The sequence below is a fragment of the Reyranella sp. genome (genome assembly GCF_044224635.1).
Taxonomy (GTDB): Bacteria; Pseudomonadota; Alphaproteobacteria; order Reyranellales; family Reyranellaceae; genus Reyranella.
This window is the reverse complement of the sequence record NZ_JBGAKA010000092.1, coordinates 1-13,256: the sequence shown is the minus strand read 5'-3', so window position 1 is coordinate 13,256 and position 13,256 is coordinate 1. Positions and strand designations below refer to the sequence as shown.

The window sequence follows — 13,256 nt, the reverse complement described above, 5'->3', positions numbered from 1 at the left end:
GTGCGCGGCGAGCTCGTGTGCTCGCCGCGCACCGCCGGCATCCTGCTCAATCGCGTGAGCGCGCTGGCGGCCTCGCGCGCGGTCGAGAACCCCTCCGATGCGCTGACGCAGCGCGAACGCGAGATCGCGCGTTGCGTCGGCGAAGGTCTGTCGAACAAGCAGATCGCCAAGGCGCTCGGCATCCAGAGCGCGACGGTGAAGAATCATGTTCACAGCATCCTGGGCAAGCTCAAGATGCGCCGTCGCATCGAGATCGTCGCCTTCTCGCGACGGCAGGCAACCCATAGCCCCGATCGCATACCTGAAAATCACAAGCAGCGTGATCCCGCCATGGTCCATGACCATGCGGCGATGGATGGGGACCCAACGGTCTAGATCGCAATCACGCAACGTTGCCGCCAAATCGCGCTTGCCTCGCGATCGGATCACGCTCTCGTCGCGATCGGACGATCGTGCGCGACGACGCTGCGCCGAAGCCGTCATCCATCGCACGCGCAAGGCATCGTGGGCCGCTTTCCTCACATGAGGTCGCCTAGTCCATAGGGCTCATTCGCCCGCGCGAACTCTCTGCGACAATCCCTGCGCTCGACGACGGTGCGTCCTCGCTTCGGCACCGTCCACCCGGCTTTTGACGGAAGAGGAGGTCCCATGCCCGTCGCCCTTCTGCAACCCGGCGTCTATATCGAGGAGCTGCCGAGCGGTGTGCGCACGATCACCGGCGTGGCGACATCGATCACGCTGTTCGTCGGATGGGCGCCGCGCGGCCCGACCAACCGGGCGCTGCGACTGACCAGCTTCGCCGACTACCAGCGCGCCTACAACGGCCTCGATTCGCGCTCGTTCCTGGGCTACGCGGTACGTCACTTCTACGACAATGGCGGCGCCGATGCCTATGTCCTGCGCATCGCCGACGCGACGGCGGTGACCGCGGCCTGCGATATCGGCGACATCCATATTCCCGCGAGCTCGCCCGGTGCCTGGGCCAGCAACTTCAGCGTGCGGTTGACGCGACGGGCCGACGACCCGACCCGCTTCACCATCGACGTCATCCAGCCCAGTGCCAACAACGCCGTGCTGGAATCGTTCGCCAACCTGTCGATGACCGCGACCGATCCACGCTTCGTGACGGCCGTCATCAACGGCCGGTCGGCCTTCATCGACAACCTGACAGTGACGGCACCGCCGCCTACGCCGCCCACGCCGGCCGACGCCACGGTCGCGCTGAACGCCACGACCAACGGCGTCGACGGCACGGTGATCGGCCCGGCCGATGCCACGTTCCTCACCGCACTGACCACCGCCTTCGATGTCGGCGGCATTGCCGACCGCATCGACCTCTTCAACATCGTCTGCGTGCCCGGCCTGACCGACGGGCCGACCATCGCCACCTTGCAGCAGCGGGTCCGTGACCGGCGTGCCTTCCTGATCGTCGATGCCGGCCAGACCGAGATCGTCAGCACGGTGGTCGCCTCGCTGGCCGGCAAGACCGGCGTCAACGCGCCCAACTCGGCGCTGTTCTTCCCCTGGGTGATGGCGCCCGATCCGTTGCAGCAGGGCGCGCTGCGGCCGTTTCCGCCGTCGGGCTTCATGGCCGGCATCTTCGCCCGCACCGACGCCACGCGCGGCGTCTGGAAGGCGCCGGCCGGCACCGAGGCCTCGATCACAGGGGCGGCCGGCCTCGCCATCACCATGAGCGACGCCGAGAACGGCCAGCTCAATCCCAGTGCGGTGAACTGCCTGCGCACGCTGCCGGTCTACGGCACCGTCGCCTGGGGTGCCCGCACGCTCGACGGCAACGACGCGCGCGGATCGGAATGGAAGTACATCCCGGTGCGGCGCACCGCGCTGTTCCTCGAGGAGAGCCTCTATCGCGGCACGCAATGGGTCGTGTTCGAGCCCAACGACGAGCCGCTGTGGGCGCAGATCCGGCTCAACATCGGCGCCTTCATGCAGGGCCTGTTCCGCCAGGGCGCCTTCCAGGGCACGACGCCCCGGCAGGCCTACTTCGTCAAATGCGACCGCGAGACCACGACGCAGGCCGACATCAACCTCGGCATCGTCAACATCTTCGTGGGCTTCGCTCCCCTGAAGCCCGCCGAGTTCGTCGTGCTCAAGATCCAGCAGATCGCCGGCGAGATCCCGACCTGATCGGCGCTGAAAGGAACCTGCCATGGCCCAGTTCTCCGTCAATCCGCAGCGCTTCGACCCGTACAAGAACTTCAAGTTCCGGGTGAAGTGGGATGGCCGCTATGTCGCCGGCATCAGCAAGGTGTCGGCGCTGAAGCGCAGCACCGAGGTGGTCGAGCACCGCGAAGGCGGCGACCCGTCGACCGGCCGCAAGTCGCCCGGGCGCACCAAGTTCGAGGCGGTGACCCTGGAGCGCGGCGTCACGCACGACACCGAGTTCGAGAAATGGGCGAACAAGGTGTGGAATTTCGGCTCGGGCCTGGGCTCGGAAGTGTCGCTGGCGGATTTCCGCAAGGACATCATCCTCGAGTTCTACAACGAGGCCGGCCAGCTCGCGATCGCCTACAAGATCTTCCGCTGCTGGGCGTCGGAGTTCCAGGCGCTGCCCGATCTCGACGCCAACACCAACGCCGTCGCCATCCAGACGCTCAAGCTCGAGAACGAGGGCTGGGAACGCGACCTCGACGTGACCGAGCCGTCCGAGCCCAGATTCACCGAGCCGGCGTGACGAGGCGGCCATGCGGGCGACAGCATCGACCGATCGCGAGCACGAGGTGCTCGCCTTGTGGGAAGCGACCGTCGGTCGCGATCGCTGGCAGCGTGACGACGCGCTGCTCGGCATCGCGGCATCGGTCCCCCGCGGTCTCGGGGCCCGCAATCTCGGCCTGCTCGCGTTGCGCAACACGATCTTCAATCGCCAGTGGTCCTTGCGCAGCGCCTGCCCGGCCTGCGCGACGGAATGCGAGTTCACCGTCGACGGCGTCGCTTTGGCCGAGCAGCTCGGTGCCCAGCCGATCGAGCAATGCACCACCATCGAATGGGAAGGCCGGTCGCTGACAGCGCGTGCGCCCACGATCGACGACCTGATTGCGATCGCCGGGGTAGCCGACAGTGCCGATGCGGCGCGGGCGCTGCTTGCCCGTTGCCTGGAGGGCGCCGAAGGCCTCGCGATTGACGACCTTGCGCTCGGTGGGCCGGCGGTCGGAGGGCTGGAACGGCATCTCGAGGCCTTGGACCCCGCCGCAACGATCGCCTTTCAGTTGCGCTGTGTCGGCTGCTCCCACGAATGGCCTTCGCTGCTCGATGTCGGCGAGGCCTTGACGGCCGAGCTGCAGCGCGCTGCCGAACGGACCCTGATCGAGGTCGACGCCCTGGCGCGCGCCTATGGTTGGACCGAGGCCGAGGTCTTGCAGCTCTCGCCGGTTCGTCGCGCCGCCTATCTCCAGCTCGTCGAGGCCGGGTGATGGGTTTCCTCGCTCATCTCGCCGGCCTGGCGCGCGGCGTGGCGCCTGCAGGCGCTGCCCGGGTCTCCCTGCCAACGCGCTTCGCCGAGGCGGGTCCGGTAGCCGGGCAGGCGTTTGTCGAGATCGTCGATGAAGGTCGGGCGTCACCTGGGGCGTCCGCAAACCGACAGCCCTTCACCGATGCGCCGCGAAGGATAGAGACGCCGCCAACACCGAGCCGGTCGTGGGGTCCGGAGGAAAGGCGGGATGAGCCGGAAGTTTCGATGGGCTCCCGGCCCGTCCCGCCCCCTTCGACGCTCGCGCCGCCGCCAGACGATGCAAGGCCCAGCGAGGCGCGCCGGCCGGTGCTCTCGGCGCGTTCCCTCGATGGCGGGCGGAGCGCACACGCCATTGCGGCGCCAGCTCCGTCGGACGTCCCGACAGCAACACAGTTTCGTTGGTTGAGGAAATCCGCCGAGGACGTGCCTCCGGTGATCGGGCCGTCGGATGGGCGTCGGCAGCGCACGTCGGTAACCGTGGCGCCGCTCAGCGATGCCGTCGTGGCCGCCCGACCGCGGGCGCCGCGCGACGAGCGGCCCGTCATCCAGGTCACGATCGACCGGCTCGAGGTGCGCGCGCCGGCAGCGCCAAAGGCCGTGGCCGAGCGCCGCAAGCCGCGGCCGCTTCCGTCGCAGTCGCTGGCCGACTACCTGCGCGGCGGCGCGGGCGGAGGGCGGAGATGAGCTCGCCGCTCGCCATCGGCGCGGTCAGCGCCGTCCTGCGCAATCTTCTCGACAACGGCCTGGTCGAAGCCGGTGCGGCGATCGGCAGCACGGTTGCCGTCAGCGCCGTGGCGCCCGACACGATCAACCTCGACAACGCCAACGATCCGCCGCGGCTCAATCTCTTCCTCTATCGCGTGACGCCCAACCAGGGCTGGAGCACCGTCGGGCTGCCGTCGCGCGGAGCCGCCAGCGGCGAGCGGCTGACCAACGCGCCGCTGGCGCTCGACCTGCATTATCTGCTGACCGCCTACGGCCGGATGGATTTCCAGGCCGAGATACTGCTCGGCTACGCCATGCACCTGCTGCACGAGCGGCCGGTGCTCGACCGGGCGGCGATCCGGCGCGCGCTCAATCCGAGCCCGCTCGACGTCAGCATGCTGCCGCCGGCCTTCCAGGCGCTCGCGGCGTCGGACCTCGCCGACCAGGTGGAGCTGATCAAGATCACACCCGCCGCCGTGACCACCGACGACATGTCGAGACTGTGGTCGGCCATCCAGACACATTATCGGCCGTCGTCTGCCTATCACGTGTCCGTCGTTCTGATTGAAGGGACCAGGCCGGCGATCTCGCCGCTTCCCGTCCTGTCGCGCGGCCGCCGCGACCCCGTCACGCATCGCGACCGCGGCGTCGTGGTCAATCCCGATCTGCTGCCGCCTCTGCCGACGCTTTTCGAGGCCGCGACGCTCGTGCCGCAAACCGGCGCGCGGCTGGGCGATCAGGTCGACATCACGGGTGTGCGGCTGGCCGGTGCCGGGCACGTCGTGCGGCTGGTGCACCGCCTCAATGCGGCGGCAGCGATCGAGATCGTGCCGACCAGCGTCGATCCCGGCGGCCGATCGCTCCGGATCCTGGTGCCCAATGATGCTGCCGCCCAGACCGCCCTGGCGGCAGGGCAATTGGCGGCGACCGTGAGGTTTACGCCGACGGGGGAGCCGGATCCGCGAGACACCAATTCCATCCCGCTGATCCTGGCGCCCGTGCCGGTCATCGCGGCCGATGCGGGCCTCGGCCTGCCGGCGGCGACGGCGGTGCGGGGCGGCGTTCCGCCGCGCGTGACGGTCACCATGCGGTCGAGACCGCAGGTGCGCCTTGAGCAGAGAGCGTCTCTCTCCCTGGGCACCGTCTCGGCCAATGCCTTGCCGCGGGCGGCGTCGTCCGATCCTTTGATCTTCGAGTTCCCCGACAGCGTGGCCGCCGGGCCGCATTGGGCACGCCTGCGTGTCGACGGCGCCGACAGCATCCTGCTCGATCAAAGCGGCGCCGAGCCGGTGTTCGATGCGACGCAGCAGATCGTGGTGCCGCCATGAACGTCGCGGTCGACCTCGATTGCGGCGCAACGCTCACGCCGATGCAGACCTGGCCAGAGCGCAATCGGCAATGGCTGATCGGCGCGATCGGCCGGCTGCGGCAGCGGCTCGAGGCGCGCGTCGCCGATCCGTCGGCGCCGCTGGTCGCTGCAGATTGCGTCGAGACAGACGAGCTGCCGGGGTTCACGCCTGCCCTGGTTCATCTCGGGCGGGCTTTCGGGCTTTCGGTATTCGAGCGCGAGCTGCTGTTGCTGGCCGCCGGGCTGGAGCTCGATCAGGGCCTGCGTGCCGCGGTGGCGACCCTGAATGGTGGTGCGTCGTCGCGGGCAAGCTACGGACTCGGTCTTGCGACCCTGGCGGCGCCACATTGGCGGGCCCTGTCATCGGATTCGGCGCTGCGCCAGTGGCATATGATCGAGCCGGAGACCGGCCCGCACCTCACGCAGGCGGCCCTGCAGATCGACGAGCGGATTGTTCACTTCGTCACGGGAGTGCCGGCGTCGGATCCCGTGCTCGCCGGCGTGGCCACGGTCGTCGCGCCGGGGCACGATATCGAAGACGAGGATGCGTCCCTGGCGGCGCGGATCGCGCATACCCTGTCGGCGCCTGACCATCCCGGCGCCGTCGCGGTCTTGCACGACCAGGACCGCGACCCGGCGTTGCGGCGCGACATGGCGCTGGCCGTGCTGACCCGCCTGTCGCGCCCCGGCCTCTGGCTGGAGAGCCGCGATCTGCCGGCGGATCCGGAAGCGCTGTTGCGGCTCGCCGTGCATGTCGATCGTGAGGCGGCGCTCGTCGGCTGCCTACCGGTCGTGTCGATCGACGGCGCCGGCTCCGAGGTGGCGGCCCTTCGCCTGGTGGCGCGCCTGCACTGCGGCCTGCTGTGGCTCGGCGCGCTGCGGCCGCAACTCTCTTCCCTCGTGCGGCCTCGCCGCGTTCTGCGCTTTGACCTGCCGCCGCCCGATGCGGCACGTACGAGGGCAGCCTTGCTGAGGCGCTGGCAGCGGCTGCCGGGCGCGATCGCAGCCGACGAGGCGGCGACGCGCGCCGCGCTCGAGCGGGCGGCCCGCCAGTTCCATCTTGGGCCATCGGCGATCGATGGCATCGTCGAGAACCTGCCGACCATGCCGGTCGAGGCGATCTGGCCCGCGGCCCGCGAGGCGGCGCGCGGCGGGCTCGACGCCATCGCGCAGCGCATCGACAGCCGGGTGACATTCGACGATCTGGTGCTGCCGCCCGGTCAGATGGCGATGCTGCGCGACATCGCGCGCCACCTGCGCCAGCGCGACCGCGTCTATGGCGACTGGGGATTCGGGGCCAGGCATCAACTTGGGCAGGCGCTGGTCGCCCTGTTCGCGGGCGAATCGGGAACCGGCAAGACGCTCGCCGCCGAAGCGGTCGCGGGCGATGTCGGGCTCGATCTCTACCGCATCGACCTCGCGAGCGTGGTCAGCAAGTACATCGGCGAGACCGAAAAGAATCTCAAGCGCCTGTTCGATTCGGCGGAAGCGAGCGGTGCGGTGCTGCTTTTCGACGAGGCCGACGCACTGTTCGGCAAGCGCAGCGAGGTCAAGGACAGCCACGACCGCTACGCCAACATCGAGATCGCCTACCTCCTGCAGCGCATCGAAGCCTATCGCGGGCTCGCCATCCTCACCACCAACATGAAGGGTGCGCTCGACCAGGCCTTCCTGCGGCGGATACGGTTCATCGTCAACTTCCCGTTTCCCGATGCGACTGCGCGTGAGCAGATCTGGCGCCGGCAGTTTCCGGCCAACGCGCCGATGGGCGAGATCGACTTCGCCACGCTCGCCCGTCTTACCTTGTCGGGCGGCAATATTCGCAGCGTGGCGGTGAATGCTGCCTTCAAGGCGGCTGACAACGGCGGGCTCATCGATCAGTCGATGCTGATCGCGGCTGCGCGCGCTGAGTTCGCGAAGCTCGAGCGCAGCATGGGAAGTCTGCCCGGAGGCACGGCATGAGCGCCCGCGACCTCGACCTGCGGATTGGCCACCTCGTGGTGCACGACGATGGCGTCCTGCGGGCAGCTGATCTCGAAGCGGCCGTTGGGCAGGCGATCCGCCAACGGCTGGAGGGGGCGCCGCCCGCCAGCGTGCGCCGCGCCTTGCCCGAAACGATTGCGGACGGTGTGCTCGATCATCCGCTGGTGTCCAGCCGCCTGACGCGGGAGGGAGAATAGCCATGCAGAGGGCAGTTCCCGTCGCCTCCAGGGCAGCGAACAAGGCGGTGACGCCGGTCGGAGAGGAGGAGCGGACGAAGCACAATGGCGCCAAGGTGCCCGCTTTCGCCGATGGCGTGGCGGGTTCGGACTACGCCGCGGTGCCCCTGCAGGCCACTTCCGCTGGCACGAAGCGCGAGGCTGAGGACGAAGACGAGGCTGTCGGAGAGCAGGGGCTGGTGGAGATCATTCCGAAGGACAAGGAGGAAGCCCACGCCGCGCCGGCAGGCTTCGCGACCCCGCGCACGCACACGATCCGCACCATCCTGAGGAAGGGCCGCCCACCCGAGACGCTCATGGGCAGTCCTGCGCCCCTGATCGGCGACACCCATCACCAGACGGTGGCACCGAGCGGGTCGCCGACGACCGGCAGCAGCTCGAACGATTGCACGCCAGCCACCTCGACCATCTCATTCGACGCGGTCTCGGCCGATGCCGACAACTGGCGGGTCGACGTGACGGCCTTGACGCTGCAGGGTCAGGTCAACGTCGCGGATTGGCCGTCGAAGCCCACCGACACCGCAACGCCCAACACCGCCAACCCCGTCGACGGCGGCAACATCACGTCCGGCAATTTCCAGTCGGCGATCGACGACATGGCCGACTACAACACGGTCGGCGGCGGGCGCGGCCCCAACTGGCACAGCACCGCCGCGTCGTCGGCGCACGAATGGGCGCATTGGAACACCGACTGGGTCGCCGACAGCATTGGCAGCGCCAAGGGCGGCAACTGGTCCAAGACCAACCAGGAGCTCGACGCGATCAAGGAGCCGAAATCGAGCAGCGCCGATGCGGCAGCGGCGAAGGCCGCGATGCAGGGGCGCGTCAGCGCGAGACTGACGAAGTTCGACAATGCGGCCACCAAGCGATGGAATGCCATTCCCGATTCGCCTGGCGTCGCCGGCAGCACAGGTTACATCGCCGGTGCCGCGGTGCTCGCGACCCTGATCAGCTCCGTGCGCACCTATGCCACCAGCAAGGGCTGGACGGGAACGTCGCCCGCGCCCGGACCATGAGGCAGCAGCATGGCCAGCAGCGAAACGCCCACGCGCTTGCATGCCGAGGAATGTCTGGAGGCCATCGAGCGGGCATTGCGCGTGCTGGCCGGAAAGACGCTCGAGGAGCCGTTCAGGCTCGTCGGCGCGATCAATCTCCTGAAGGGTTTCTCGCCGCCCAGCGGCCCGACGGTTTGGCAATTGACCTTCAAGCCCGAGCGCCTGATTCCTTCGGATGCGACGGGAATCGTCGGCGCGGGAGGCGAATTGATCGTCCGCATCGACCTTGCGCGGGCGGACAACCCCGTAAGCGTGGTGCGCGGCGAATGAAACGGGCGACGGGAGCGACACCATGAGCCTTACCGCGTCTCCCAAGCTGATCAAGGGCGGCCTGGTCGTGATGGCGCCGGGCGGCAGCGTGGTGCGTAATACCATTGCCCTGCAGTACAATCCGGACACGCTGACGCGCAGCTACCAGGTGCAGGGCGTCGGCGGCGACGGCGGCGGCGAGCGCGCCCAGCCGTTCCGGCTGAAGGGGCCGGCGATCGAGTCGATCAAGCTCGACGCCGAGATTGATGCCACCGACCAGCTCGAGTTTCCGCGCAACAACGCCAATGCCGTGGCGTTCGGCATCGGCCCGCAGATCGCGCTGCTCGAGGCGCTGATCAATCCCAGCGTCGACGAGCTGCTGAACGTCGCGACGCAAACGCAGAACGGCGCGCTGGAGATCCTGCCGCCCGAGGCGCCTCTGGTGCTGTTCGTCTGGAGCAAGAGCCGCGTCGTCGCCGTGCGGGTGACCGAGTTCTCGGTGACCGAAGAGGCGTTCGATCCAGCGCTCAATCCGATCCGCGCCAAGGTGAGCCTCGGCATGCGTGTGCTCAGCACCGACGACCTCGGCTTCGCGCACAAGGGCGGCACGATCTTCATGGGCTACCTGCGCACGCGCGAGACGCTCGCAAAGAAGGCGGGCTCGGCCTCGCTGGCCTCGATCGGCCTCACCAACCTGCCGTGACGGAGAGGGCGATGACGACCGATCCCGTGCAAGCCCTGATCGATGCCGGCGCGATCCCGACCAATCCGTTCTCGCCCGACAGTCGCTATGCCGGCATCGCCTTCGGCCTCTATCAGCGCGGCCCCACCGATCCGACCATCGCCTACGTGCTGCGTCGCTTCATTCCGCGGCAGCGCGATATGGCGGTCGCGCTCGAGCATATCGTGCAGAGCGGCGAACGGCCGGACCTGCTCGCGGCGCAGGTGTTCGGCAATTCCGAGCTCTACTGGCGCATTGCCGACGCCAATGCGGTGACCGATCCGCTCGAGCTGACCGATACGCTCGGCGCACGCATCGTCATTCCGGCCGTCACGGGGTCGTGAGGAGAGGGGCATGCTCGGCGGGGTCCAGCTTTCGCTCAAGATCGGGCCGGTGCCGATCACGCCGCCGCATGAGGTCGCGGATGCGCTGGTCCACGCCAAGGTCGAATGCGGATCGGGCGGGGCGCAGAGCGGCTTCGAGCTGGTGTTCGAGCTGCCGGCGCGTTCGCCGCTGCGCACGCTGTTCCTGTTGTCGGGCGGCGGCAGCCTGCCGCTGATGCGGGTCGTGCTGATCGTGACGATCAACGGCAGCGCGCAGTCGATCATCGACGGCATCACCACCAACGTCGAGACCCAGCCGGGCGAAGGCGGGGTGTCGCGGCTCGTCGTCAAGGGCAAGGACCTGTCGGCCCTGATGGATCTCATCGAGATCCCCGGCCTGCCGTTCCCGGCGATGCCGCCGTCGGTACGCGTCCTGCTGATCCTCGCCAAGTACGCGGCCCTCGGCGTGATCCCGATGGTGATCCCGAGCATCCTCGACATCCCGCCTCTGCCGATCCAGCAGATCCCGTCGCAGCGCGGCAGCGACTACGCGTATGTGCAGCGGCTCGCCGGCCAGGCGGGCTACGTCTTCTATCTCGAGCCGGGACTGTCGCCGGGGACCTCGAAGGCTTACTGGGGGCCCGAGATCCGGGTCGGCGAGCCACAGCCGGCGCTCACCACCAACATGGACGCACACACCAACGTCGAGCAGCTCTCCTTCAACTTCGACAAGGAGAAGAAGAAGCTGCCGATCGTCTTTTTCCAGGAGCCGTTCAGCAAGGCGCCGATCGGCGTGCCGATCCCGGACATCACGCCGCTCAACCCGCCGCTCGGCCTGGTGCCGCCGCTGCCGCCCAAGATCGTCAAGCTCGACGAGACGGCGCATCTGTCGGCGCCCGAAGCGCTGATGGCCGGCATCGCCTATGCCGGCCAGAACAGCGACTCGGTGTTCGGCGCCGGCCGCCTCGACGTCGCCAAGTACGGCCGCCTGCTGAAGTCACGACAGCTCGTCGGCGTGCGCGGCGCTGGCCTGCCGTTCGACGGCCTCTACTACGTCAAGAGCGTGACGCACGAGATCGAGCGCGGCTCGTACAAGCAGGGCTTCTCGCTCGCCCGCAACGCGCTGATCTCCACAGTGCCCTCGGTGCCGACATGACCCCGCTCTACGGAAAATATCGCGGCACCGTGATCAACAATGTCGACCCGATGCAGATCGGCCGCATCCAGGCGATGGTGCCTGATGTCGCGGGCTTGGTGCCCGGCACCTGGGCGATGCCCTGCCTGCCGATGGCCGGCATCAACACCGGAATCTTCACCGTGCCGATGATCGGCTCGGGCGTGTGGATCGAGTTCGAACGCGGCGATCCCGACTATCCGATCTGGGTCGGCGGTTACTGGGGCAGCGCCGCCGAGGTGCCGGTGATGGCGCGCACCGTTCCGCCGGCGGTCTCGGGCATCACCATCCAGACCACCCTCAAGAACGGCATCGTCGTCAGCGACGTGCCCGGCCCGACCGGTGGCATCCTGATCCAGACCACGACCGGCGCCATGATCTCGGTGAGCGACGTCGGCATCATCATCTCCAACGGCAAGGGCGCGATCATCAACATGACCGGCCCGACCGTCGACGTGAACCTCGGCGCGCTGACGGTGGTGTAGGCGATGCGCATGTTTGGTCGATCCAGTTCCAACCTCGCCTTCCGAGCCCAAGCCCATACTTGTCGTCCTGAGCGCAGCGAAGGAGCTCATCGCCGGCTGCCACGAGCGCGCTTTGGAACTTCTGGCGATGAGATCCTTCGCTGCGCTCAGGATGACAGACTTCGCCGCGCGGCAAAGTCGGGAGGTTGGTAACCCATGCCCGCTCCCATCCTCCATCTCGGTGCGACCGTCCTGTGCACCCACGCCGGCCAGGCGACGCCTCTCGCACCGTTCCCGCGTGTGATGGTGTCGGGGCAGCCCGTGGTCACGCTGGCCTCGCCCTATGCGATCGCGGGCTGTGCGCTCACCGGGACGCCAAATCCGCCGTGCGTCACCGGGCAATGGATCGCAGGCGCGGTGCGTGTGCTGGCAGGCGGTGCGCCGGTCGTGACCATGGTCGGCCAGTCGGTCTGCGTGCCGACCGGCACGCCGATGATGCCGGTCGTGGCGCAGACCCGCGTGCTGGCGACCTGAGGAGGGGAGAGACCATGCCCGACCTCGACTTCCCGTATCACTTCTCCGGCCTTGGCCGCACCGCGACGACCGATCGCGACGACCACATCCGCGACCTCATCCAGCAGGTCCTGTTCACCGCGCCGGGCGAGCGGGTGATGCGGCCCGATTTTGGCGCCGGGCTGCTGTCTCTGGTGTTCGAGCCCAACAGCACGACGCTCGCCGCCGCCACGAGCGATGACGCATGCTGCGGTCGATGTGAGGAGCACGCGGCGCTGCGCGTCGATGTCACCTACGGTGCTGCTCGACCGCACGACGCACAGCGCGAGCTTCACCGCTCCGGGAGGCGCGCCGTGAAGTTCCATTGCTGCGACCTCCGCCGGCTCGACGTGCTGCGCCTCAGCGGCACGGCCAACGCGATCGATTTTCTCGAGGTGCTCGACAAGGGCGGACCGCCCGCGGCGCCGCGCCAGCAGACCCTGTTCGTCCGCCTGCTGCGGCCAGGCTTCGCCCTGACGCCGGACAACATCCGTATTACCGGCGGCGAACGCATCACCCGGATCGGCATCGTCTGGTGCGCGCCGGCCAACGCCCTTCCGCCCCAGGCCGAGCCGGGCCTCGTCGCCACGGTGGATGATCTCGCCCGAACGCTGGTGGTGCGCACCGACAGCTCCGGCGACTTCTCGACCTATACGTTGAGCATCGTCGCCAGCTCCGGTTCCAGCAATCCGCCGGCCGGTTTCGATCCGCGCCTGTCGTCGATCGACTTCTCGTTCAAGGTCGAAGGCCTGGGCCACTTACGTCTCCAGCTACCGGCCTGGTCTGCCGATCGTCGGCCCGAAGCCCGATATTGACCGGCCTCGCTGGGCGACTATCAGGGCTTCCGCCGCCTGATGCTGATCGGCTGGTCGCCTGCTGGTGCCGGGCTGGACCGATGGTCGCCGGGCCGATCTCGGCGTCATGCTGGTCGAGCTGCTAACCTACGCCGCCGACAATCCTTCCTATCGCCAGGATTC

16 protein-coding genes are annotated in these 13,256 nt (G+C 68.4%); all 16 read left to right on the top strand.

The window, feature by feature from the left end; genetic code table 11:
- Nucleotides 1-375, top strand: a 375-nt coding sequence (locus tag ACILR9_RS38020; RefSeq protein ID WP_395715207.1) for a response regulator transcription factor, incomplete at its 5' end; no start/stop codon positions are given.
- Nucleotides 376-648: 273 nt separating this feature from the next.
- On the top strand, nucleotides 649-2,148 hold the full coding sequence (locus ACILR9_RS38015; RefSeq protein WP_395715206.1) for a phage tail sheath family protein: 1,500 nt from the start codon (nucleotides 649-651) through the stop codon (nucleotides 2,146-2,148).
- Nucleotides 2,149-2,170: 22 nt separating this feature from the next.
- A complete protein-coding gene (locus ACILR9_RS38010) occupies nucleotides 2,171-2,695 on the top strand; it encodes a phage tail protein (RefSeq protein ID WP_395715205.1) in 525 nt (174 codons plus the stop codon).
- 10 nt (nucleotides 2,696-2,705) lie between these two features.
- The gene (locus tag ACILR9_RS38005; RefSeq protein WP_395715204.1) at nucleotides 2,706-3,431 is read left to right on the top strand and encodes a hypothetical protein; all 726 of its coding nucleotides are present in this window, start codon (nucleotides 2,706-2,708) and stop codon (nucleotides 3,429-3,431) included.
- Nucleotides 3,432-3,892: 461 nt separating this feature from the next.
- A complete protein-coding gene (locus tag ACILR9_RS38000) occupies nucleotides 3,893-4,153 on the top strand; it encodes a hypothetical protein (protein WP_395715203.1) in 261 nt (86 codons plus the stop codon).
- Nucleotides 4,150-5,502, top strand: coding sequence for a DUF4255 domain-containing protein (locus ACILR9_RS37995; protein WP_395715202.1), 1,353 nt, complete (start codon nucleotides 4,150-4,152; stop codon nucleotides 5,500-5,502). Before ACILR9_RS38000 ends, ACILR9_RS37995 begins: the two co-directional genes overlap by 4 nt.
- Nucleotides 5,499-7,484, top strand: coding sequence for an ATP-binding protein (locus tag ACILR9_RS37990; protein WP_395715201.1), 1,986 nt, complete (start codon nucleotides 5,499-5,501; stop codon nucleotides 7,482-7,484). The genes ACILR9_RS37995 and ACILR9_RS37990 overlap by 4 nt, the downstream gene beginning before the upstream one ends.
- Nucleotides 7,481-7,702 (top strand): hypothetical protein, encoded by a 222-nt coding sequence (locus tag ACILR9_RS37985; RefSeq protein WP_395715200.1) that lies wholly within the window; start codon nucleotides 7,481-7,483, stop codon nucleotides 7,700-7,702. Before ACILR9_RS37990 ends, ACILR9_RS37985 begins: the two co-directional genes overlap by 4 nt.
- 2 nt (nucleotides 7,703-7,704) lie before the next feature.
- Nucleotides 7,705-8,757 carry a hypothetical protein gene (locus ACILR9_RS37980; protein ID WP_395715199.1) on the top strand — a complete coding sequence of 351 codons (1,053 nt, stop codon included), beginning with the start codon at nucleotides 7,705-7,707 and terminating at the stop codon, nucleotides 8,755-8,757.
- A gap of 9 nt (nucleotides 8,758-8,766) precedes the next feature.
- The gene (locus ACILR9_RS37975; RefSeq protein ID WP_395715198.1) at nucleotides 8,767-9,066 is read left to right on the top strand and encodes a hypothetical protein; all 300 of its coding nucleotides are present in this window, start codon (nucleotides 8,767-8,769) and stop codon (nucleotides 9,064-9,066) included.
- 22 nt (nucleotides 9,067-9,088) lie between these two features.
- Nucleotides 9,089-9,748: a hypothetical protein gene (locus ACILR9_RS37970; RefSeq protein WP_395715197.1), complete on the top strand. Its 660-nt coding sequence runs from the start codon at nucleotides 9,089-9,091 to the stop codon at nucleotides 9,746-9,748.
- An 11-nt stretch (nucleotides 9,749-9,759) separates the two neighbouring features.
- A complete protein-coding gene (locus ACILR9_RS37965; protein WP_395715196.1) occupies nucleotides 9,760-10,110 on the top strand; it encodes a Base plate wedge protein 53 in 351 nt (116 codons plus the stop codon).
- Between the two features lie 10 nt (nucleotides 10,111-10,120).
- Nucleotides 10,121-11,245: a hypothetical protein gene (locus tag ACILR9_RS37960; protein WP_395715195.1), complete on the top strand. Its 1,125-nt coding sequence runs from the start codon at nucleotides 10,121-10,123 to the stop codon at nucleotides 11,243-11,245.
- A complete protein-coding gene (locus ACILR9_RS37955) occupies nucleotides 11,242-11,748 on the top strand; it encodes a phage baseplate assembly protein V (protein WP_395715194.1) in 507 nt (168 codons plus the stop codon). The genes ACILR9_RS37960 and ACILR9_RS37955 overlap by 4 nt, the downstream gene beginning before the upstream one ends.
- A gap of 195 nt (nucleotides 11,749-11,943) precedes the next feature.
- A complete protein-coding gene (locus ACILR9_RS37950; RefSeq protein WP_395715193.1) occupies nucleotides 11,944-12,261 on the top strand; it encodes a hypothetical protein in 318 nt (105 codons plus the stop codon).
- A gap of 14 nt (nucleotides 12,262-12,275) precedes the next feature.
- Nucleotides 12,276-13,094, top strand: a complete 819-nt coding sequence (locus ACILR9_RS37945; RefSeq protein ID WP_395715192.1) for a GPW/gp25 family protein — start codon at nucleotides 12,276-12,278, stop codon at nucleotides 13,092-13,094.
- Nucleotides 13,095-13,256: the final 162 nt, after the last annotated feature.